At 72.4% G+C, this 21,297-nt stretch carries 21 protein-coding genes; 13 read left to right on the forward strand and 8 right to left on the reverse strand.

Features of this window, described 5'->3' with window-relative positions:
* Nucleotides 1-151: 151 nt before the first annotated feature.
* Entirely contained in the window at nt 152-814 is a 663-nt protein-coding gene (locus tag H7A73_RS11715; protein WP_071405092.1) for a hypothetical protein, read from the forward strand.
* A 369-nt stretch (nt 815-1,183) separates the two neighbouring features.
* A complete protein-coding gene (locus tag H7A73_RS11720; RefSeq protein ID WP_182066108.1) occupies nt 1,184-1,675 on the forward strand; it encodes a pyridoxamine 5'-phosphate oxidase family protein in 492 nt (163 codons plus the stop codon).
* A gap of 174 nt (nt 1,676-1,849) precedes the next feature.
* On the opposite strand, the gene H7A73_RS11725 is transcribed toward H7A73_RS11720, so the two are convergent.
* Nucleotides 1,850-3,097: a hypothetical protein gene (locus tag H7A73_RS11725; RefSeq protein ID WP_182066109.1), complete on the reverse strand. Its 1,248-nt coding sequence runs from the start codon at nt 3,095-3,097 to the stop codon at nt 1,850-1,852.
* Nucleotides 3,098-3,336: 239 nt separating this feature from the next.
* Between H7A73_RS11725 and H7A73_RS11730 the strand changes: the two genes are divergently transcribed.
* Together H7A73_RS11730 and H7A73_RS11735 are read left to right on the forward strand one after the other, a co-directional pair.
* Nucleotides 3,337-4,746 (forward strand): MFS transporter, encoded by a 1,410-nt coding sequence (locus H7A73_RS11730; protein ID WP_182066110.1) that lies wholly within the window; start codon nt 3,337-3,339, stop codon nt 4,744-4,746.
* A gap of 133 nt (nt 4,747-4,879) precedes the next feature.
* Nucleotides 4,880-5,656 (forward strand): endonuclease/exonuclease/phosphatase family protein, encoded by a 777-nt coding sequence (locus tag H7A73_RS11735; RefSeq protein WP_182066111.1) that lies wholly within the window; start codon nt 4,880-4,882, stop codon nt 5,654-5,656.
* Nucleotides 5,657-6,382: 726 nt separating this feature from the next.
* On the opposite strand, the gene H7A73_RS11740 is transcribed toward H7A73_RS11735, so the two are convergent.
* Genes H7A73_RS11740 through H7A73_RS11750 form a run of 3 tightly spaced genes read right to left on the reverse strand, consistent with a single transcriptional unit; the run spans nt 6,383 to nt 9,113 of the window.
* Complete coding sequence (locus tag H7A73_RS11740; RefSeq protein WP_017888525.1) at nt 6,383-7,057, reverse strand: methionine ABC transporter permease; 675 nt, start codon at nt 7,055-7,057, stop codon at nt 6,383-6,385.
* A complete protein-coding gene (locus H7A73_RS11745; protein ID WP_182066112.1) occupies nt 7,054-8,163 on the reverse strand; it encodes a methionine ABC transporter ATP-binding protein in 1,110 nt (369 codons plus the stop codon). Before H7A73_RS11745 ends, H7A73_RS11740 begins: the two co-directional genes overlap by 4 nt.
* The gene (locus H7A73_RS11750; protein WP_182066113.1) at nt 8,163-9,113 is read right to left on the reverse strand and encodes a MetQ/NlpA family ABC transporter substrate-binding protein; all 951 of its coding nucleotides are present in this window, start codon (nt 9,111-9,113) and stop codon (nt 8,163-8,165) included. Before H7A73_RS11750 ends, H7A73_RS11745 begins: the two co-directional genes overlap by 1 nt.
* A 168-nt stretch (nt 9,114-9,281) precedes the next feature.
* Here H7A73_RS11750 and H7A73_RS11755 point away from each other — a divergent pair, with 168 nt between their 5' ends.
* Nucleotides 9,282-9,791 carry a 2'-5' RNA ligase family protein gene (locus H7A73_RS11755; protein ID WP_182066114.1) on the forward strand — a complete coding sequence of 170 codons (510 nt, stop codon included), beginning with the start codon at nt 9,282-9,284 and terminating at the stop codon, nt 9,789-9,791.
* A 23-nt stretch (nt 9,792-9,814) separates the two neighbouring features.
* Here H7A73_RS11755 and H7A73_RS11760 read toward each other — a convergent pair whose 3' ends face one another.
* From H7A73_RS11760 to H7A73_RS11770, 3 genes are all read right to left on the reverse strand, one after another.
* Nucleotides 9,815-11,062 carry a D-arabinono-1,4-lactone oxidase gene (locus H7A73_RS11760; RefSeq protein WP_182066115.1) on the reverse strand — a complete coding sequence of 416 codons (1,248 nt, stop codon included), beginning with the start codon at nt 11,060-11,062 and terminating at the stop codon, nt 9,815-9,817.
* A 108-nt stretch (nt 11,063-11,170) separates the two neighbouring features.
* A complete protein-coding gene (locus H7A73_RS11765; RefSeq protein WP_182066116.1) occupies nt 11,171-12,652 on the reverse strand; it encodes an MDR family MFS transporter in 1,482 nt (493 codons plus the stop codon).
* A 167-nt stretch (nt 12,653-12,819) separates the two neighbouring features.
* Nucleotides 12,820-13,101, reverse strand: coding sequence for an acylphosphatase (locus H7A73_RS11770; RefSeq protein ID WP_071247546.1), 282 nt, complete (start codon nt 13,099-13,101; stop codon nt 12,820-12,822).
* Between the two features lie 144 nt (nt 13,102-13,245).
* Here H7A73_RS11770 and H7A73_RS11775 point away from each other — a divergent pair, with 144 nt between their 5' ends.
* From H7A73_RS11775 to H7A73_RS11805, 7 genes are all read left to right on the forward strand, one after another.
* Nucleotides 13,246-13,953, forward strand: a complete 708-nt coding sequence (locus H7A73_RS11775; RefSeq protein ID WP_182066117.1) for an NUDIX hydrolase — start codon at nt 13,246-13,248, stop codon at nt 13,951-13,953.
* Nucleotides 13,954-13,961: 8 nt separating this feature from the next.
* Entirely contained in the window at nt 13,962-15,233 is a 1,272-nt protein-coding gene (nadA, locus tag H7A73_RS11780) for a quinolinate synthase NadA (protein WP_182066118.1), read from the forward strand.
* A gap of 32 nt (nt 15,234-15,265) precedes the next feature.
* Nucleotides 15,266-17,002, forward strand: a complete 1,737-nt coding sequence (locus tag H7A73_RS11785) for an L-aspartate oxidase (RefSeq protein ID WP_182066119.1) — start codon at nt 15,266-15,268, stop codon at nt 17,000-17,002.
* Nucleotides 16,999-17,922, forward strand: a complete 924-nt coding sequence (gene nadC / locus H7A73_RS11790; protein ID WP_182066120.1) for a carboxylating nicotinate-nucleotide diphosphorylase — start codon at nt 16,999-17,001, stop codon at nt 17,920-17,922. Before H7A73_RS11785 ends, nadC begins: the two co-directional genes overlap by 4 nt.
* Before the next feature lie 2 nt (nt 17,923-17,924).
* A complete protein-coding gene (locus H7A73_RS11795; protein WP_182066121.1) occupies nt 17,925-19,064 on the forward strand; it encodes a cysteine desulfurase family protein in 1,140 nt (379 codons plus the stop codon).
* Between the two features lie 79 nt (nt 19,065-19,143).
* Complete coding sequence (locus H7A73_RS11800; RefSeq protein ID WP_182066122.1) at nt 19,144-19,410, forward strand: hypothetical protein; 267 nt, start codon at nt 19,144-19,146, stop codon at nt 19,408-19,410.
* A gap of 217 nt (nt 19,411-19,627) precedes the next feature.
* Nucleotides 19,628-19,918, forward strand: a complete 291-nt coding sequence (locus tag H7A73_RS11805) for a hypothetical protein (protein ID WP_182066123.1) — start codon at nt 19,628-19,630, stop codon at nt 19,916-19,918.
* Nucleotides 19,919-19,940: 22 nt separating this feature from the next.
* Here the strand turns inward: H7A73_RS11805 and H7A73_RS11810 are convergent, their stop codons facing one another.
* The gene (locus tag H7A73_RS11810; RefSeq protein ID WP_182066124.1) at nt 19,941-20,408 is read right to left on the reverse strand and encodes an MSMEG_6728 family protein; all 468 of its coding nucleotides are present in this window, start codon (nt 20,406-20,408) and stop codon (nt 19,941-19,943) included.
* 88 nt (nt 20,409-20,496) lie between these two features.
* Between H7A73_RS11810 and H7A73_RS11815 the strand changes: the two genes are divergently transcribed.
* Nucleotides 20,497-21,093 (forward strand): NAD(P)H-dependent oxidoreductase, encoded by a 597-nt coding sequence (locus H7A73_RS11815; RefSeq protein WP_182066125.1) that lies wholly within the window; start codon nt 20,497-20,499, stop codon nt 21,091-21,093.
* The last annotated feature ends 204 nt before the right edge of the window (nt 21,094-21,297 follow it).

Below are 21,297 nucleotides of genomic sequence, written 5' to 3' on the forward strand. Positions count from 1 at the left end.
CGCGCTCCACACCACCCTTCGCGGGTGTTCGGAGCGTGGACACCGGTGTTCTGCGTCCAGGTTCCGGTCCGTGCGGCGCGCGGGCAGCGGCCGGGAGGCCCGGGGCGGCCGCCGAGATCGGCTCACGGGGGCCGCGGGTACGGTCCAGGGCATGTCGTCACGCCCCGACCACGCCTCCGGTCCCGCTGCTGGTCACGCCTCCGACTCCGTCGTCGAACGCCGGTTCCGCGGCCGGATCATGGGCGTCGGCACCACCTCGGGCGTCCGGATCGTCGTCGGGATGTGGGACCGCTCGCCGTTCGGGCCGTTCACGGACGTGTTCCTCGAACTCCCCGACGGCACCAGCGTGCTGCTCGCGCCCGACGAGATCGTCGCCGCGTACGTCTCCGGCACCTACCGCTTCGACACCGTCTCGGTCGTCGACGTCCGCGCCCGCCGCACCGCCAGCGGCCTCGAGCTGTCCGCCGGGGCACTGCAGGCCTCGATCGACGTCGGCGGCATCTCGCCGCTCGGCAGGATCCTGCGCATCGTCCCGAAGCCGATCGCCCGCGACCCGCGCTGGCTCGCCGCGATCGACCCCGTGGCACGGCTGCTCGCGCCGGGGTCCGGCACGGCAGGGTCGGCCGGGAACGGTCGCCGCGAGTACTACGGCGTGACCGGGGCGCACGACGTCACCGGGGTGCGGGGGACGTGGGCGGGGGAGCCGCTCGGGGACCTGGCGCCGCTCGACCCGCCCGTGGCGTTCGGGTTCGCCTCGATGCCGAAGATCCCGCAGGTCGTCGACGTCGAGACCACGATCCGCGAACCCGCCTGACCCGCGCCCGCCCGGAGTCGGTTCCGTGCGTGCGCATGTTCCGACGATCCGCGCGTCGATCGACTCGTGTCCGGTCGCTCCATGCACACGCATCCCGTGCGTGTGCATGCAACGACGTTCCACCTGTCGATCGACGCGTGTGGTGTCGGTCCCTGCACACGCATGCACGGCTCGGAGGCCGGCGCGCCTGCCGGGCGGGGGTGGCGTGGCGGGCGTGCACCGGGCCTCCAGGCAGACCGTGACCCGGCCACATCGACGCGCCGGGCTGACGCGTCCAGCGCCGGAGGGGCACACTGGTCGGAACGGTACGGCCCCGTGCAGAGACGGTCGCACGTCGGCGGAGCGGGGCGCATGACGCAAAGGAGCACCATGACCGACACACAGACGGACCAGCGCGCCGCCATCTCGGACATCGTCCACGGCGCCCACACGGCACTGCTCACCACGGTGAGCGAGGACGGGAACCTGCACGCCAGGCCCCTCGCGGTGCAGGACAAGGCGTTCCACGGGACCCTGCGGTTCCTGGTGCAGGACGGCAGCGAGAAGGTCGAGGACATCGCGCGGAACCCGCACGTCAACGTCTCGATCGAGTCGCAGGGCGGGTACCTGTCCATCGCCGGGACCGCGACCGTGACCCGGGACGACTCGGTCGTCGACGAGCTGTGGTCCCCGTTCGCCGAGGCCTGGTTCCCCGAGGGCCGTCAGGACCCGTCGATCCGGCTGCTGACGGTCGAGGGGGTCTCGGTCGAGTACTGGACCCAGGACACCGGGCCGGTCGGCAGTCTGGTGCAGATGTTCAAGGCGGCGCTCGGCAAGCAGAGCCAGCCGGACACCGGCGACCACGGCACGATCGAACTCTGAGGCGAGACGCCTGACGCGCGACACGGCGCCGTCGTCCTGTCCGGACGGCGGCGTCGTGTCGGGGCGCGGTGCTCGTGCGCGGTGCTCGTGCGCGGTGCGCGTGCGCGGTGCGCGTGCGCGGTGCGCGTGCGCGGCGCGCGGTGCCGCCGCCTGCGAGGGCTGCGTGTCAGTCGCTCACGGCGGGCCGAGCAGCCACAGCACCGCGACCAGCACCGGCTGCCCGGCCAACGCGGCCGTCACGAAGGTCCACCGCATCCAGGGCTTCGCGACCAGCTCGGGCGACCCGAACAGCGGCGCGAGCGGCATGAGCAGCCGCGGGGTCGAGGCCATCGGCAGCGACACCGCGAAGATGTACAGCGCGTACGCGGCCGAGTACAGCACCGTCGTCGGCCCGAGCCGCAGCGTCGACCGGCGGAGCAGCCAGATCGGGTACGTGACGAGCAGGAACACCACGATCAGGATCCCGCCCACGCCGAGCCAGCGACCCGCGATCAGGAACCACGGCGTCAGCGGCACGAAGTCCACCCGGCCGATGAAGTTCACCCACCAGGACATCTCGGTCTCCAGGTAGGCGTTCGGCGTCCCGGTGGCGTGCGAGGCGATCACCGGCCAGGCGAGCCCGGCGAGGACCATGGTCAGGCCCGCGGCGACGACCCGGAGCTGCTCGCGGAGCGGGAAGGCCTCGAGCACCCGGCCGGTCTCCCGCCGCGCACGCACCCACCGCACGAGTGCGACGACGCCGAGCACGAGCGGGATCGCCAGGGCACCGGGGCGGGTGAAGGCCGCGGCGACACCGAGCGCCGTCAGGAGCCCGTAGCGCCGACGCTCCAGGGCGAGCAGCGGTCCGAACGACAGCGCGAGGAACATGCTCTCCGCGTACCCGACCTGCAGCAGGAACGACAGCGGACCGCAGCTGAAGAAGAAGACCGCCCACATCGCGGCGGCTTGCCCGGCGCGGTCCAGCACCAGGCGGTGCAGCAGGTAGGTGGCGAGCAGCCCGGCGACGATCGCGACGAGCGGGGCGCCGAGTTCGAACGGCACCCCGGTGGAGGCGGTCAGCGCCCGGATCGTGAAGGGGAACGCCGGCAGGAAGGCCCAGGCGTTCTGCGCGACGTTGCCGGCGGCGTCGAGCGGCAGCGCATCGGGGTAGCCGTGCAGCGAGATCTGCTCGTAGTACTGCCCGTCCCACGCGACCAGGAACGCACCGAACCCGTGCTCGTTGCCCCAGATCGCGTTGCCCGGCAGTGCACGATCGGTGAGCGGGTACGCGAGCGCGAGCCACAGGGTCGACAGGACCCGGCCGCCCGTCCAGACGAGCAGGACCGCCGCCCACGCCGGCAGCGAGGCAACGGTGTCCAGCACACGTCGTCGACCGCTGGCCGTGCCCGCGGCGACCACGCCGGCGCTGTCGGTGCGGCTCACGCGCGAGTTCCTCGGCGTTCGGGTGGTCGGGTCGGCACCCGGCCAGGGTAGTCGGCCCGAGCATGAGGATCGCACGGAACCGCGCCTGGAGGCCCGTCCCGCGTCGTGCTGGCCGCGTCGCGCCCGGTGGGCGGCCGGTGCGGCGTCCGGTGGGCGGCCGGTGCCGCGCCCGGTGTCCCGTCCGGTGGGCGGCCCGTCCGTGACGGAGCGGACGTCCGCGGGCATAGTCTCGATGGGCGATGACGACGACGGCGACGACACCCAGACGACGGACCGGCAGCACGGCGGTCGCCGTGCTGGTGGCCGGGACCTTCTTCATGGAGCTCCTGGACGGCACGATCCTGGCGACCGCCGCCCCGGCGATGGGGCGTGACCTCGGGGTCGACTCCGCCGCCGTGGGCGTCGCGATCACCGCGTACCTCGTGACCCTCGCGGTGTTCATCCCGGTCTCCGGCTGGCTCACCGACCGGATCGGCTCCCGGACGGTGTTCGCCGGAGCCATCGCGCTGTTCACGATCGCGTCCGCCCTGTGCGCGCTGTCCACCGGGCTGGTCGAGCTGACGCTGTGGCGCATCCTGCAGGGCCTCGGCGGAGCGCTCATGGTGCCCGTCGGCCGGCTCGTCGTGCTCCGGAGCGCCGGGCGCGAACAACTCGTCACCGCCATCGCCATCCTGACCTGGCCGGCCCTCGCCGCACCGATCATCGCGCCGTTCATCGGAGGGGTCCTCGTCGAGACGCTGACGTGGCACTGGATCTTCCTCATCAACATCCCGCTCGGCGTTGTCGCCTTCGTCGCCGCCCTGGTGCTCGTGCCGCAGGAGCGCGCCGCACAGCGCGTGCCCTTCGACTGGTTCGGGTCGCTGCTCGCCTGCGTCGGGCTCGGCTCGCTCGTGGTGATGGCCTCGCTGCTCGCGCTGGAGATCGTGCCGGTCACCGCGGTCGTCGTCTCCGGGGTCCTCGGCGCGGTGTGCTGCTGGCTCGCGATCCGGCACTTCCGCCGCGCTCCGCACCCGATCATGGGGCTCGACGCGTTCCGACTCGAGACCTTCCGGGTGTCGCACGCCGGCGGCAGCCTGTTCCGCCTGGCGGTGTCCGCGGTGCCGTTCGTGCTGCCGCTGCTGTTCCAGGACGCCTGGGGCTGGAGCGCCGTGCTCGCCGGTTCCGCGGTGCTCTGGGTGTTCGTCGGCAACCTCGGCATCAAGCCGATGACGACGCCGTTCCTCCGCTGGTTCGGGTACCGCCCGGTGATCATCGTGTCGTCGGCCGTCGCCGCGCTGACCGTGGTCGCGATGGCGTTCATGACCGAGGACACCCCGTTCTGGCTGCTCGCCGTGCTGCTCGTCGTCAGCGGTGCGGCCCGATCCGTGGGCTTCACGGCGTACAACACGATCGCCTTCGCCGACGTCGAACAGGCCGACATGACGCCCGCGAACACGCTGTCGTCGACGCTGCAGCAGACCGCCGCGGGTTTCGGTGTCGCCGTCGCCGCCGTGGTCATCCGTGCGGCCTCCGGGCTGGGCGGCGACGGACCGTACACGGCCGCGTTCTGGGTCATCGCCGCCCTGCTCGTGGTCGCCTGCGTCGAGGGCATCCTGATGAGTCGCACAGCGGGCGACACCGTCCGCCCGGTCCGCCGTGTCCGCGCCTGATCCCGCCGCTGTCCGTTTCCGTCACGGTCACACGGACGAAACCCGGCAGGCGTTACAGTCTCAGCAACCGTCCGCGGTACCCGAGTACGGTGACCGCGGCAGGGTGACCGGAACACCCGGACAGGAAGGCAGCATGGCCGCGCCAGAGCAGCAGAGCACGATCGCACCAGAGCAGACCGTGCAGCCCACGCAGCTCCGTGTCGTCAGTTACAACCTCCGCGAGCACACCGCGAACAGCGAGCTCGCCGCACTGGCCGAGGCGTCCGGAGCCGACGTCCTGTGCGTGCAGGAGTGCGACAGCAACGACCTCGCACCGTCGATCGGCGGCCTCTCGCTCGCCGCGTCGACCCGCACCAACCGACTCGGGCTCGCGATCTACAAGCGCGACGACCGCTTCGAGGTGCAGGACTTCAGCATCCACTCGCTGCAGAAGTCGCTGCACGACCGGGTCCTCGCCCCCGCGCACGAGCGGCTCATCGCGATGCACCTGCGCGACACCGAGGCCGATGCCGAGGTCGTCGTCGCCTCGTTCCACGCCTCGCCGCTCACCGCGACGAACTCCCTGCGCCGCAAGCAGATCGAGGCGGCGCACCAGTTCCTGCGCGAGCTGGCGAAGGACGTCCCCGCCGTCATGGTCGGTGACTTCAACTACCCGTGGTTCCAGACGAACCTGCGCCGCAAGATCGAGCAGCACGGCTTCGCCCTGTCGCTGTCCGACCAGCCGACGTACCTGCGCTACCGCAAGTTCACGGGCCACTTCGACTTCGCGACGAGCGTCGGCCTGCACATCGCCGGCGTCGAGACCCTGCCGGCCGGCATCTCCGACCACCGCCCGATCCTGGTCCGTGCCCACTACGAGCACCCCGGCGAGACCGGCGCCGTCACCACCGTCGAGGCTCCCGCAGCCTGACCGCGTCATCGGCCGCTGGCTGATCGGCACCGAGGTCGCACGACATGCCGCGTGCGCGGCATCGAGTGGTCACGAACTGTCGGTTGCGGGGGTGTCGGGCGACGGTTCATGCGACCTCGGCGGAGGTGAGCGGGGAGTCGTGACCGCTCGGCAGCGGGCCGTCGGGCGCGTCGGTAGCTCGTGCCGAGGTTGCTCGACATGCCGCGTGCGCGGCATCGAGTGGTCACGAACTGTCGGTTGCAGTGGTGCCTGGCGACGGTTCGAGCGACCTCGGCGGAGATGAGCGGGGAGTCGTGACCGCTCGGCAGCGGGCCGTTGGGCGCGTCGGCGGCTCGTGCCGAGGTTGCACGACATGCCGCGTGCGCGGCATCGGGTGGTCACGAACTGTCGGTTGCAGGGGTGCCTTGCGACGGTTCGTGTGACCTCGGCGGAGATGAGCGGGGAGTCGTGACCGCTCGGCAGCGGGCCGTCGGGCGCGTCGGTAGCTCGTGCCGAGGTTGCTCGACATGCCGCGTGCGCGGCGTCGGGTGGTCACGAACTGTCGGTTGCGGGGGTGTCGGGCGACGGTTCGTGCCACTTCGGCGGAGGTGAGCGGGGAGTCGTGACCGCTCGGCGCACGACGCTGGGCGCGTCCGTCCGAGCGGCGACGCACCGGAGGCCCGGTGCCGGTCTCGGGGACCGGCACCGGGCCTCCAGGCGGTCGCCCGCAGAGCCCGCGAGCCCGCATCAGCGACGCAGCGTCGCCCGCGCCAAGCGGTTGCCGATGAACTGGCCGAGCTGCACGATGACGACGATCGCCGCCACCGAGACGTAGACCACCCACCAGTCGTAGCGCTGCGAGCCGTAGGTGATCGCGTACTCACCGAGCCCGCCGCCACCGATCAGCGCACCCTGTGCCGTCATGTCGACGATGCCGATGTAGATGAACGTGTACCCGAGGATCAGGGGGCCGAGGCCCTCGGGGATGAGCACGGTCAGCAGGATCGAGACCGGATGCGCACCCGAGGCCCGCGCTGCCTCGACGACGCCCGGGTCGACCGACAGCAGGTTCTGCTCGACGATCCGGGACACCGCGAAGGCCGCGGCCAACGAGATCGCGAAGGTCACCGCGGGGACACCGATCGTGGTCTGCACGACGACCCGCGACAGCGGCGCGATCGCGGCGAGGAAGATCACGAACGGGATCGGGCGGATCAGGTTCACGAACACGTTGAGCACCGTGTACGCGGTGCGGTTGCCGAGCACGTTGCCCGGCCGCGTCGCGTAGAGCAGCAGGCCGAGCGCGAGACCGATGACCCCGGCGATGACCAGCGAGATCAGCGACATCACGATGGTGTCGCGGATGGCGGCGAGGAAGACGTCGAACGTGTCGATCACGCTCTGGAACGAGTTGTTGTTCACGCGGCGGCCTCCTCGTCGGTCGTGACGCCGTCGGCGCGGAGTGCGGCGATCGCGGCGTCGATGGCACAGGACGCACCGGACCCGCCGGACGCACCGGATCCGCCCGACGCACCGGATCCGCCTGACGCACCGGACCCGCCGCCGGCGTCGCTCAGTTCGTAGGTGAGCGAACCGATCCGACGTTCCCGGATCTCGCCGACCCCGCCGTAGACGAGCTCGGCGGTGACCCCGGCGGCGCGGAAGGCGGCGTCGATGCGGTTCTGCAGCCCGGCCTCGTCGGTGATCTGCACCGTGACGAGTCGACCGGGGTGGCGGTCCCGCAGGCGCCGGAGCGTCTCGGGGGAGGGCCGGTCGTGCAGCGCGGTGCGGACGAAGCGCTGCGCGGCGCCGGTCTTCGGCGTCGAGAACACGTCGTAGACGTCCCCGACCTCGACGACCCGCCCCTGCTCCATCACGGCGACCCGGTCGGCGATCTGCCGGACGGCGTCCATCTCGTGCGTGATGACGATGATGGTGACGCCGAGCTCCCGGTTGACCCGGCGGAGCAGCGCGAGCACCTCGGACGTGGTCTCCGGGTCGAGGGCGCTGGTCGCCTCGTCGGCGAGCAGCAGGTCGGGCGACGCGGCGAGGGCGCGGGCGATGCCGACGCGCTGCTTCTGCCCGCCGGACAGCTGCTCCGGGTAGGCGTGGGCACGCTCGAGCAGGCCGACGAAGTCGAGCAGCTCGGCGACGCGACGGTTCCGCTCGGCCTTCGGCACACCGGCGACCTTGAGCGGGTACGCGACGTTGCCGGCGATCGTGCGGGACCGGAACAGGTTGAACTGCTGGAAGATCATCCCGATGTTGCGACGCGCCAGACGGCGGTCCCGCTCGGGGATCGCCGTCAGCTCGCGGCCGGCGACGGTCACCGTGCCGGAGCTCGGCAGTTCCAGCGCGTTGACCAGGCGGACCAGGGTGGACTTGCCGGCACCGGAGTACCCGATGACGCCGAGGACCTCTCCCTGGTGCACGTCCAGGGAGACGTCCTCGACGGCCACCACGGTCTCGCCGGTGTCGGCGCGGCGGTAGTGCTTCGAGACGCCGCGGAGTTCGACGAGGACCGGCACTACTGCTTGGCCGCCTTCGCGTCCTGCTCGACCTGGGCGAGCTCGTCCTGCAGCTCCGCGGCGCTCTCGTCGCGGGCGACGGCCTCGGGCAGGTCCTTCGCGAAGGCCTGCTGCACGGCGTCGTCCTGGAACAGCTCCGCCAGTTCGAGGTAGGTCTTGTTGTCCTTGTCCTCGTCGCGGACGGCGAACACGTTCACGTACGGGGCGGCGCTCGCGCTCGAGGGGTCGTCCTGGTAGATCGCGTCCGAGATCGGCAGGCCGGCGGCGGTGGCGAAGTTGTTGTTCACGACGGCGGCGGCGACGGAGCCCTGCTGCAGCGCGTTCGCGGTCTGCGAGGCGTCGAGGGGCTGGACGTCGACCTTCTTCGTCTCGATGTCGTCCGCGGTGGAGAACGCCGAGCCGCCGTCCTTCAGGGTGATCAGGTCGGCAGCCTGCAGGATCAGGAGCGCACGGGCCTGGTTGATCGAGTCGTTCGGGATCGCGACCTTCGCGTTCGCGGGCAGCTCGGACGGCTTGTCGTACTTCGTCGCGTAGAGCGGCAGCGGGTACACGGCGGTCGAGCCGATCGGCTGCAGGTCGTCGTCCGAGGTGACGTTGTAGTCCGCCAGGTACTGGATGTGCTGGAACTGGTTGATGTCCAGCTGGCCGTCCTTGAGGGCGGGGTTCGGCAGCGAGTAGTCCGAGAAGTTCGTCAGCTTGACCGTGACGTCGAGCTTGTCCTTCGCGAGCTTCGTGTACGTGCTCCAGTAGCCGAGCGACTTGTCCGCGACACCGATCGTGACGGTCTTCGGGGCGGCGTCACCCGCGGCACCGGCGTCGTTGCTCCCGGAGCGGACGGCTCCGACGATCACGGCGACGACGATCGCCACGACGACGATCGCGGCGGCGACGATCCAGCCGATCGGGCGCTTGCCCTTCGGCTTCTCGGGCAGTGCGGGGGCTGCGGACATGCTGGTGCTCCTCGTGGGCCGTGCGTGTGGGGGAGCCGCGGTGGTCCGCGGCGTGGAGACGAGTGTGACGTGCGGTCCACCCCCGGTGCGAGTTCCGTTCCGTCGTGTTACGCAGCACTCGACCTGCGTCGCGGGACGCGTCCCGACACGACTTGGTTGACTCGGATCGTGCGCAGCATCGAACTCGTCCTCGGTCCGGAGTCGGACGCCGCCGTGCGGTCCGCCTGGCAGGCCCTGATCGACGCGGACCTGCCGAGCCTCGGTCGACACCCGTCGCCGTCGAACGCCCCGCACGTCACCCTGGCCGCAGGGGACACGCTGCCGGTGCCGGCGGGGTTCCGCACGTCGGTGCCGACCGCGATCCGGCTCGGCGGGCTGCTGCTCTTCCCCGCGGGTGCCGGCCGGTCGGTCCTCGTGCGCGCGGTGGTCGTCGACGCGGCGCTCACGACCTTCCACGGCGAGGTGCACGCGGTCGCGCCCGGCGGCGTCGAGACGTCGGTGCCCGGGCACTGGTCACCGCACGTCACGCTGGCCCGCCGGGTGCGTGACGAGGACCTGCCGCGCGCCGTTGCTGCACTGCGCGCCGTGCCGCTGCCGGAGACGCTCGAGGTCGGCGGCGTCCGGCACTGGGACGGCGAGACGCGGACGATCACGCCGCTCGCGTTCACGACCGACTAACGGGCGCGGCCTGGAGGCCCGGGTCAGGTCCCGAGCACCCGCTCGCCGAACGCGGATGCGAACGTCCGCTCCGGGTCGGCCCGGGCGACGAGGTCGCGGAAGTCCGCCAGCCGCGGGTACAGCCCGGCGATCGCCGCGTGGTCGAGCGAGCTCATCTTGCCCCAGTGCGGTCGGCCGTCGAAGGCAGCGAGCCGGGACTCCAGGTCGGGCAGGAGCGCGGCGACCTCGGTCGGGTGCTTCTTCCAGGTGAACGCGATGCAGAGGACGTCCTCGCCCTGGGTCGGGCTGAGCCAGAGGTCGTCGGCGGCCATCGTCCGGAGTTCGCACACGTGCAGGTGCGGCTGGATGCGGTCGGCCAGCCCCCGGAGCGCGTCGAGGGCCGCCGCCGCGTGCCGGAGCGGGACGAAGTGCTCGCTCTGCACCTCCGACCCGTGGCTCGGGACGGAACCGATCGGGAAGTGCGGCAGGCGGTCCCACCACGGGCCGACCGACCCGTCGCGCGCGGTCCGGTGGTCGTCGCCGGGGGTGCCGGGCAGACGGCGTGCGTCGGCGAGCGCTTCCGGCACCGGGACGTCCTCGGCGCCGTCGGGCACGCGCGACTTCACGAGGACCTCGGTGATCGCGTCGCCGAACACCGTGTAGGCGCACACCGAGTACGCGGCGGCGTGCACCTCGGCGACGTTCGCCGTGAAGGTGTCCCAGGGGATCGCGCCGTAGACGTCCTGACGCATCCGGTAGGCCGGTTCGACGTCGAGGGTCACCCTGGTCACGATGCCGAGCAGTCCGAGGTGCAGCACGGCACCGTCGAACGCGGGGTCCGTCCGGTCGACCGTCCGGGCGGTGCCGTCCGGACCGAGCACCTCGAACGCACGCACCGCGGTGGCGAGCGAGCCCAGCGTCGTCCCGGAGCCGTGGGTACCCGTCGCGACCGCACCGCCGACCGAGATGTGCGGCAAGGATCCCGTGTTGTGCAGGGCGAACCCGGCACGGTCGATGTCGGCCGCGACGTCGCCGTAGCGGGTGCCGGCCCCGAGCGTGACGGTGCGGTGCTCGGCGTCGACGACCAGGTCGGTGGGGATGCCGGTCAGGTCGAGCAGGGTGCCCGCGGTGTCGGCGACGTCGTTGAACGAGTGTCGGGTTCCGAGGCCGTGCACCCGATCGGCGTCGGCCACGACCTGGGCGGCCTCGTCGATCGACGACGGGCGGACGACCCGTTCGGCCGAGTACGTGACCGTGCCGGACCAGTTGAGCTCGCTCGTCGTCGACCGCATGGCGCCCACCCTGCCACGCGGTCGCGAGACGGGCGCTGGCCGGGCGCCGCTCCCGTCACGGGTTCGGTGCCCGGCCCGGCTCGTCGGTCAGTGCGCGAGGCCCGTCGGTCAGTGCACGGGCGGGGGCGTCGGCGCGCCTTCGGGGACCTCAGGCCGGCGGACGAACACCGACGCCAGGATGCCGAACAGCGAGATGATCGCGCCGACCGTGAAGGCTGTGCCGACGCCCGATGCGGTGGCCACCTGGGCCCCACGGGCACCGGAGCCCTCGACGGCGGTGGCCGCACCGATCGTCAGCAGCGTGACGAACAGGGCGGTGCCCGCCGCACCGGCGAGCTGCTGCGCCGTGCCGAGCACCGCGCTGCCGTGCGAGTACAGCTTCGGGGGCAGCCCGCCGAGCGCCGCGGTGAACAGCGGCGTGAAGGTCAGGGCCAGGCCGATGCTCAGCACCACGTGCGCACCGAGGACGAACCACACGCTGGTGTCGACGCCGACGGTGGAGAGCGCCCAGAGCACGGCGCTGACGATGATCGATCCGGGGATGAGCAGCACGCGCGGCCCACGGCGGTCGTAGATGCGACCGACGATGGGGGAGAGCAGGCCCATCAGCAGACCACCGGGGAGCAGCAGCAGGCCGACCTGCAGGACCTCGAGGCCGAGCACGCGCTCCAGGTAGATCGGCAGCAGGATGAGCGTGCCGAACATCGCCATGAAGCTCAGGCCCATCGCGACGATCGGCACCGTGAAACCACGGGTGCGGAAGGTGCGGAGGTCGAGCAGGGCGCTGTCGGTGCGCTGCAGGCGCGTCTGCCGGACGATGAACACCGCGAGGGCGACGGCGCCGACGACCAGGGCGGTCACGGGGACGAGCGGACCGGTCGCGCCGGCCTCACCGATGCTGGACAGGCCGTAGACGATGCCGCCGAACGCGAAGGCGGAGAGGACGACCGAGACGACGTCGATCGGCGCCTTGCGCGGCGTCGAGACGTTCTGCACCTTGACCATGCCGAGGACGAGCGCCGCGATCGCGATGGGCAGCACGAAGCCGAACAGCCACCGCCACGAGAACGCGTTGAGGATCAGGCCGGAGATCGTCGGGCCGACGGCCGGAGCGACCGAGATGACGATCGAGATGTTGCCCATGATGCGACCGCGGTGCGCGGGGTCGACGAGGGTCAGGACCGTCGTCATGAGCAGCGGCATCATGATGGCGGTGCCGCTGGCCTGCACGATGCGGCCGACGAGCAGGACGGTGAAGCCCGGCGCGAGCAGGGCGATCAGCGTGCCGACCGAGAACAGGCCCATCGCCCAGACGAACACCGGTCGGGTGTTGAAGCGCTGCAGCAGGAACCCGGTGATCGGGATGACGACCGCCATGGTGAGCAGGAAGCCGGTGGTCAGCCACTGGCCGGTCGCGGCGCTGATGTCCAGGTCGTCCATGAGCCGGGGCAGGGCCACGCCCATGATGGTCTCGTTGAGGATGACGACGAACGCGGAGACGAGCAGCAGCCCGATCACGAGTCGGGTCTCGGCAGCGGACGGCTGCGAGACGCTTCCCGTGCGGGGGGCGGAATCGACGGCCTGGGTCATGCGGGTGCTCCTGGTGGGTCACGACGGGTGGAACGGGTGTGGCGCAGGACGCGCAGACAGGCCAACTCCCTGAGTGGATGCGATTATTCCGCTTCGCTCGTGACATCCGCAGGTGGACGATCGGTGCCGAGCGCGATGCGCGCCGGCACCGATCCACGCACGTCCGCTCAGTGCAGGATCGCGAACCCGTCGGCGTCGCCGTGCGGCACGACCGACCGCAGGCTGACGTCGGTCACGGTCGCCGACGGCGGCCCGGTGCGCAGGCACTCGACCAACGAGTCGACGGCGACCGAGGGTCCCTCCGCCTCGACCTCCACCGTGCCGTCCCAGAGGTTCCTCGCGTAGCCGACGAGGTCGAGCCCGTCCGCCTTCCGAGCGGTCCAGTACCGGAAGCCGACCCCCTGGACCGTCCCCGACACCACGGCATGCACCCTCGTCACCGTCGTCATGTCCTCCACGCTAACCGCGGCTGCCCCGTGGGAGTTTTCGGCCAAGTGACGATCTGTTTCCGGCTCGTGACGAGCACACCGCGACGGCAGTGATAGTGTCATCTCAACCCGAACACTTCGAGTCAGATTGACACTATCTCCACCATGGACGAAGCAGGCATCCGCGTCGCGGTCTCCACCGTGATCGTCGCCCTGCGCCCGCACCCCGACACCGGGGCCCCGGCGCTGTGGATGCCGCTCGTCCGTCGTGTCGCCGAACCGTTCGAGGGATCCTGGGCGCTCCCCGGCGGCTGGGTCGGCGTCGCCGAGGGCCTCGAGGACTCCGCGGCCGCCCGACTGCGCGAGACGACGAACGTCCAGCCGCGGTACCTCGAGCAGCTCTACGCGTTCGGCGACGTCGGACGCTCCCCGAACCGGGTCGTGTCGATCGTGTACTGGGCGCTCGTGCACCCGGACGAGGCGAACGTCGTGCCCGACGACTGGAACGTCCGGTGGTTCCTGGCCGACGAGCACCCGCCGCTCGCCTTCGACCACGACCGCATCGTGGAGTACGCCCTGTGGCGACTGCGCAACAAGATGTCGTACTCGCGGATCGCGCAGGCGTTCCTCGGCGACCGCTTCACCCTCACGGAACTCCGGGGCGTGTACGAGGCGGTGCTCGGCCGAGCACTCGACCCCGCGAACTTCCGTCGGCAGGTCGAGAAGACCGACGCGGTCCTGCCGACCGACGAGACCACGAGCGGGGGCCGGCACCGTCCGGCCCGGCTGTACCGCTCGAACCCCGACCTGGCCTACGCGGACAACGGCCCGCTGCAGACCGGGGCAGATCAGCACCAGCAGCGGAACCGATAGGAAGCCCCGTGTCCATCGCCACGACGATCGAACTCATCTCCAACGGCAGGGCCGGCGGCAGCACCTGCACGCCCGACCTCGCGATGCCGACCTGGGACTTCGACTCCCGCCCCGGGTACGGCCCGGGTTCGTCGATGTCCGACGTCATCCCGACGAGTGCCCCGCGCCAGGGTGTCCTGCCCGACGAGTACAAGACGGCCCCGACCGACGAGCTCCACGAGCGCATCGAGCGGGCGAAGGCGACCCTCGGCGACCGGGTCGTCGTCCTCGGGCACTTCTACCAGCGCGACGAGGTCGTCCGGCACGCGGACTTCCTCGGCGACTCGTTCCAGCTCGCGAACGCCGCCCTGACGAAGCCCGACGCCGAGGCGATCGTGTTCTGCGGCGTGCACTTCATGGCCGAGACCGCCGACATCCTGGCGCGTGACGACCAGCGCGTGATCCTGCCGAACCTGGCCGCCGGCTGCTCGATGGCGGACATGGCCGACATCGACAGCGTCGAGGCCGCGTGGGCGGAGCTGACGGCCGTGTACGGCACCGAGCCCGACGCCGACGGCCGCGTCCCCGTGATCCCGGTCACCTACATGAACTCCGCCGCCGACCTCAAGGCCTTCTGCGGTCGCAACGGCGGCATCGTCTGCACCTCGTCGAACGCCGCGACGGTGCTCGAGTGGGCCTTCGAGCGCGGGCAGCGAGTCCTGTTCTTCCCCGACCAGCACCTCGGCCGCAACACCGCGAAGGCGATGGGCATCAGCACCGACCTGATGCCCATGTGGAACCCGCGCCTGCCGGGCGGGGGCAACACCGCCGCCGACCTGCTCGAGGCGAAGGTCATCCTCTGGCACGGCTTCTGCTCGGTGCACCGCCGCTTCACCGTCGACCAGATCGACCAGGCCCGCCGCGAGCACCCGGGCGTGCAGGTCATCGTGCACCCCGAGTGCCCGATGGCCGTCGTCGACGCCGCCGACCACGCCGGCAGCACCGACCTGATCCGGAAGACCGTCGCCGCGGCCACCGAGCCGACGACCTTCGCGATCGGCACCGAGATCAACATGGTGAACCGGCTCGCCGCCGAGTACCCGCAGCACACGATCTTCTGCCTCGACCCGGTCGTCTGCCCCTGCTCGACGATGTACCGGATCCACCCGGGCTACCTCGCCTGGGTGCTCGAGGCACTCGTCCGGGGCGAGGTCCTCAACGAGATCGTCGTCCCCGCCGACGTGCAGGCGGACGCCAAGGTCGCGCTCGAGCGCATGCTCGCGGCCAAGCCCCGCGGCTGAGACGCGGACCCGACCGAACGAGGGAGACCACCGTGCACGTCGTCATCGTCGGCTCCGGCATCGCCGGGCTGACCGCAGCGATCCGCGCCAGTGCCCTGCACGACGTCACCCTGGTGACGAAGGGGGCGCTCGCCGACAGCGCCACCGCGTACGCCCAGGGCGGCATCGCGGTGGCGCTCGGCGCCGACGACTCCGCGGCACTGCACCAGGCCGACACCCACGTCGCCGCGGCGGGCAGCGCCGACGCCCGGGCCGTCGAGGTCCTGTGCACCGACGGCCCGGCCCGCGTCCGCGACCTGCTCGCCCTCGGGGTGCCCTTCGACCGGTCGTCGGACCGGGCGACACTCGACCGGTACGGCGACGACCTCGCCCGCGGTCGCGAAGCCGCGCACGGCCGGTGGCGCGTCGTGCACGCCGACGGTGACGCGACCGGGGCCGCCATCGAACGCACCCTCATCGCGGCACTGCACCGACGGCACGTCACGATCCTGGAGCGCACGAGCCTGACCGACCTCGTCGTCCGCGACGGGGTGGTGGTCGGCGTCGACGTCCTCGACCTGCTCGGGGAACCCCGCCGGCTCGACGCCGACGCCGTCGTCATCGCGTCCGGGGGAGCCGGACACCTGTACCGCGAGACCACCAACCCCCTGGTGGCGACCGGTGACGGGGTCGCCGCCGCCTGGCGCGCCGGTGCCGTCCTCGCCGACCTGGAGTTCGTCCAGTTCCACCCGACCCGGCTGGCCGTCCCCGGCGGCGGCCTGGTGTCCGAGGCCGTGCGCGGTGAGGGCGCCGTCCTCCGCGACGCGGCCGGACACCGCTTCATGACCGACGTGCACCCGGACGCCGAGCTCGCTCCGCGTGACGTCGTCGCCCGGGGGATCGCCGCCGCGGTGCGCGACCAGGGCGGCGCACCCGTGCTCCTCGACGCCACCGGCCTCGACGCCGCGTTCCTGGTCACGCGGTTCCCCGGACTCACCCGGGCCACCCGCGCCGCCGGGTTCGACTGGACCCGCGAAGGCGTCCCCGTCGCACCGGCCGCGCACTACTCGATGGGCGGCATCGCCACCGACGCCGAGGGCCGCACCAGCCTGCCCGGCCTGCTCGCCGTCGGCGAAGCCGCCTGCACCGGGGTCCACGGCGCCAACCGGCTCGCCTCGAACTCCCTGCTCGAGGGACTCGTCTTCGCGGTCCGCGCAGCGGACGCGGTCGCCGCACCGCGACCCGGCCTGCTCCGCCTGCGCGGGGACGCCGGTCTCCACGTCACCAGCGTGCCCCGAGCGGCCGACGTGATCCGTTCTTCTCCCCACCTGCTCGGCCGTCACGCCGCTCCGCAGGCTCCGCAGCGCGCCGGAACCGGCAGGCGTGGGCCGAGTCCGACCCTGCCTGGAGGCGCGACCCACCTCGACGACGTCGGCGACGTCCGGCAGGCGGTCCAGTCCGTCATGACGGACCGCGTCGGGCTGCTCCGTGACGCCGTCGGGCTGGCGAGCGCGCGCCGCGAGCTCGACGCGCTGACCGCGCCGACCGGCGGCGGCGTGCGCGAGCACGAGGACCGTGCCCTGCTCGACCTGGCCCGACTCGTCGCGCTCGCCGCCGAGGCCCGCACCGAGTCCCGTGGGGCGCACGCCCGCACCGACCACCCCGACACCGACCCCACCGCCCCGGCCTCGTACGCCTGGGTCGCCGACCACACCGACGCACACCCCGACGAGCACACGGACGAACGTGCCGACGGCTCCGCAGTCGTCCCGCAGGAGGTACCCGCATGACCACCGACCCCGGCACCATCCCGCCGCACGCGCTCCGTCGCGTGATCGAGACCGCGCTCGAGGAGGACGCGCCCTGGGGTGACGTCACCAGCGAGACCCTGATCCCCGTGGAGGCGACCGCGACCGCGACCCTCGGCGCGCGCGAGCCGGGCGTGCTGAGCGGCGGGGCGGTGTTCGTCGCCGTGATGCACGCCGTCGACCCGTCGATCCAGGCCGTGGTGCACGTCGCCGACGGCACGCACTTCGCGGCGGGCGACGTCCTCGCGACCGTGACCGGGTCGGCGCGGGCCGTGCTGCGGGCCGAACGGGTCGCCCTCAACCTGGTGCAGCGGATGTCGGGCATCGCGACGACCACCGCGGCGCACGTCGCGGCCGCCGCGGGCACCCCGGCGCGGATCGTCGACACCCGGAAGACGACGCCCGGCCTCCGAGCACTCGAGCGGTACGCCGTCCGGTGCGGGGGCGGACACAACCACCGCACCTCGCTCTCGGACGCCGTGCTCGCCAAGGACAACCACCTGGCGGTGCTCCTGGCCAGCGGTATCGGCATCGGCGACGCGATCACCGAGGCCCGCCAGCGACTCGGGCACACCGTGCACGTGGAGGTCGAGGTGGACCGGATCGACCAGATCGAACCCGTCGTCGCGGCCGGGGTCGACACGGTCATGCTCGACAACTTCACGCCGGACGAACTCGTGACCGGGGTCGGCATCGTCGCCGGACGCGCGCTCGTCGAGGCCTCGGGCGGGGTGTCGCTCGACACCGTCGCGGCCATCGCGGCCACCGGTGTCGACGTCATCTCGGTCGGGGCGCTGACCCACTCGGCGCGGGCGCTCGACCTCGGGCTCGACATCGACGTCGCCGTGCCGACGGAGCACGCGGCGCCGACGGAGCACGTCGCGGTGCCCGTGCGGGACTAGCCGTGTTCTACCTGGACCGCGCCGCCACCACCCCGGTCCGCCGCGAGGTGCTCGAGGCGATGTGGCCCTACCTGACGGGGGTGTTCGGCAACCCCTCGTCGACGCACGGGGTCGGGGACCAGGCCGCCCGGGGACTCGCCGCCGCACGGACCGCCGTCGCCGGGGTGCTCGGGTGCCGGCCCGCCGAGGTCGTCTTCACCACCGGCGGCACCGAGGGGGCGAACACCGCGATCAAGGGGATCGCCCTCGCCACGCCCCGCGGTCGGCACGTCGTCACCAGCGCGACCGAGCACGAGGCGGTGCTGGAGAGTTGCGCGTACCTCGCCCGCTTCCACGACTTCGACGTCACCGTGCTGCCCGTCGGGCGGGACGGCCGCGTCGACCCGGCGGTGCTGCGCGCGGCACTCCGGCCGGACACCACGCTCGTCTCGATCGCCCACGCCGACAACGAGATCGGCACCGTGCAGGACGTCCCCGCGCTCGCGGCGGTGGCGCACGAGGTCGGGGCGCGGTTCCACACCGACGCCGTGCAGTCCGCACCCTGGCTGCCGATCGGTCTGGGGCCCCTCGGGGTCGACGCGCTGTCGCTGTCGGGCCACAAGCTGGGCGCACCGAAGGGCACCGGTGTGCTGGCCGTGCGCGCCGGCGTCCCGCTCGAGCCGCTGCTGCACGGCGGGGGACAGGAACGGGGGCGGCGGTCCGGCACCGAGGACGTGGCCGGTGCCGTGGCGGTGGCGACCGCCCTCGGGATGGCGGCGGAGACCGTTCGGTCGGGGGAGGGCGCGGCGATCACCGTGCGCGACGCGGTGCTCGACGGCGTGCTCGCCGCGGTCCCCGGCGCGTTCGTCACCGGGTCGCGGGAGCACCGGCTGCCCGGGCACGCGTCGTTCTGCTTCCCGGGCGTCAACGGCGAGACCGTCCTGCTCGAGCTCGAGCGGCGTGACGTGGTGTCGTCGTCGGGCAGTGCCTGTGCTGCGGGCAGCACCGAGGCCTCCCACGTGCTCACGGCGCTCGGGATCCCGGAGGACGTGGCCCGCACCGCGCTCCGCCTGACGTTCGACGTGGCCCTCGCGGCTGACGACGTCCCGGTCGTCGTCGAGGCCGTGGCCGACGCCGTGGCGACCGTCCGCGCTCTCGGCTGAGGTGTACTAGACGTTCTACTCCATCTCTGGGTACGTGTCCCCCCTTCTGCGGACAACCGATCTGCGTCAGAGTGTCGTCATGGCGAACGCGATGATGACCCGGACGCGACGGGACGACCGCTTCCGAGCGGTGCAGCTCCTGCCGGCGCCGGCCACCCTCGTCGCGCTCGCCCTGGCAGCGCAGCACGACCTCGGCACGGCCCCGCTGGGGGTCATCGCCGTGGTCGGAGCGATCGCGACCGCCGGGAGTGCCCTGCTCCCGATGGTCCGGCCAGCAGCCGCCCTCCGGTCGATGCCCGCACCGACCGAGACGGACCGGTACCGAGAGGACACCGAACACCCTTGAGGTCCACCACCGTGCGGTTCCCCTGAACCGAGCCGCGCGGTGGACCCAGACCGGATGTCGACCCCTGATCGACGTCCGGCGCGGGGCGCGACGTTCCCCCTGTCGTCGTGTCCCGCCGTACACCGCGATCCCGCCGTGGGTCGACGTCCGCACCCCTGAGCGGCGTCGGTTCCCCTGCAGCCCACGGCGGGGTCCGGTTCCCCGGTAGCGTCGTCGCGTGCCCTCGTACCGCGTGACCCTGGCGATCGGTGCCCTCGCGCCCGGCACGGCACCGGACGCCGTCCTGCCCGCCGCGGCCGCACTGGTGCGCGACCGCGCCGTCGTCGAGGCCGAGGACGTCCGGCTGCTCCGTGGCGTCCCGTGCGCGGTCGTGCGCTTCGAGGCCGACGACGACCGTGTCGCCGCGGCCGTCCGCGACGCCGTGGTCGACGGACTGCGGGACGCGGTCGAGATCCGCTCCGACGTCGTCACCCGGCGTGAGGGTGGTCGCTGGATCCCGGTCGCCTGACGGCCAGGCGGTCGCCCGACGGTCAGACGGCGCGGGTCGCCGGTTCGGGGGTCCCGGGCCAGACGTAGTCCAGGTCGTCGGGCACGTCCGGGAACAGCTCCCGGTAGTGCTCCGGCGCCTTCTGCACGAGCTTCGACCGGTGCGAGACGTGCAGGGCCTCGTCGTCGTTCCACGGCGGGATCGGCACGTCGCCGCGCTCGTACGCCGCCAGGTCCTCCGGCACACGACCCAGGTCGAGCAGGGTCTTCTCGAGGCACGTGTCGGCGTACCCGCGCTCGGCCCAGACGCGGCACGTGGCCTCCTGGTACGCCATCAGCGCCGGACGGTAGCCACGCCACATCGCCGTCACCGGGTGGTGCTGCCAGCCGTAGTCGGGGAGCGTCAGGGCGCGCATCACCTGCAGGGTCTCGACCCGCTGCTTGCCGAGCCGCCGGTCGTCGAGGACCTCGGCGGATGCCCGGAAGTCGGCGTACGGCAGGAAGGTCTGCATGGCGCGGACGCTACCCCGACCGACTGGCACCCGACACATGTCGTCACGAACGTGCCGCCCGCGCCGGCAGCGTGTGAGCATCGACCGCATGAGCGGAGAACTGGTCGTCGGTGTCAGTGGCAGCCCATCGGACCCCTCGCGGACCTCGACCCTGGTCGCGGCGACGGTGGCCCGGCTGGCCGAGGAGATCGACGGCGCCCGGACCGAGACGATCGAGATCGGCCCGCTGCTCGCCGACATCGGAGCGGCCTCGGGTCGCGAGACGATGTCCGAGCGCACCCGCCGGGCCCTCGAGACGGTGGAGGCCGCGGACGTGCTCGTCGTCGGCAGTCCGGCCTTCCGAGCGGCCTACTCCGGCGCCTTCAAGCTGTTCTTCGACTGGGTCGGCCAGTACGACCTCGTCGACACCCCGGTGCTCCTGACCGCCACCGGCGGCAGTGACCGACACGCCCTGCTCGTCGAGCACCAGATGCGCCCGCTGTTCGGGTTCTTCCAGTCCACGACCCTGCCGCTCGGGGTGTTCGGGAACGAGCGGGACTTCGCCAAGCGCGAGGGTGGCTACGACATCGCGAGCGTCGACCTGGAGCTCCGCATCGACCAGGCAGTGCGCCGGGCCGTGCCGCTCATCCGCGGCGGCTTCGCCACCGCCGGCCTGACCGACGTGCGGCGCCCCGCCGAGTTCTGATCCGCGCGCACTGCGCTTCCGGGCGTACCTGGCGCTTCCGGGCGTACCTGGTCGGAACTTCTCACCAGGTGTGCCCGGAACCACCAGGCATCGCGCGTGCCATGGGAAGGAACGGGCGCGACCCAGCGTGACCAGCAGGCGGACGGGAGGCCCGTGGCGACGCCGCCACGGGCCTCCCGTCCGGTCGTCAGCTCAGCTGAGCAG

Source organism: Curtobacterium sp. ME12 (assembly GCF_903970855.1).
In the GTDB taxonomy this organism is placed as follows: Bacteria; Actinomycetota; Actinomycetes; order Actinomycetales; family Microbacteriaceae; genus Curtobacterium; species Curtobacterium poinsettiae_A.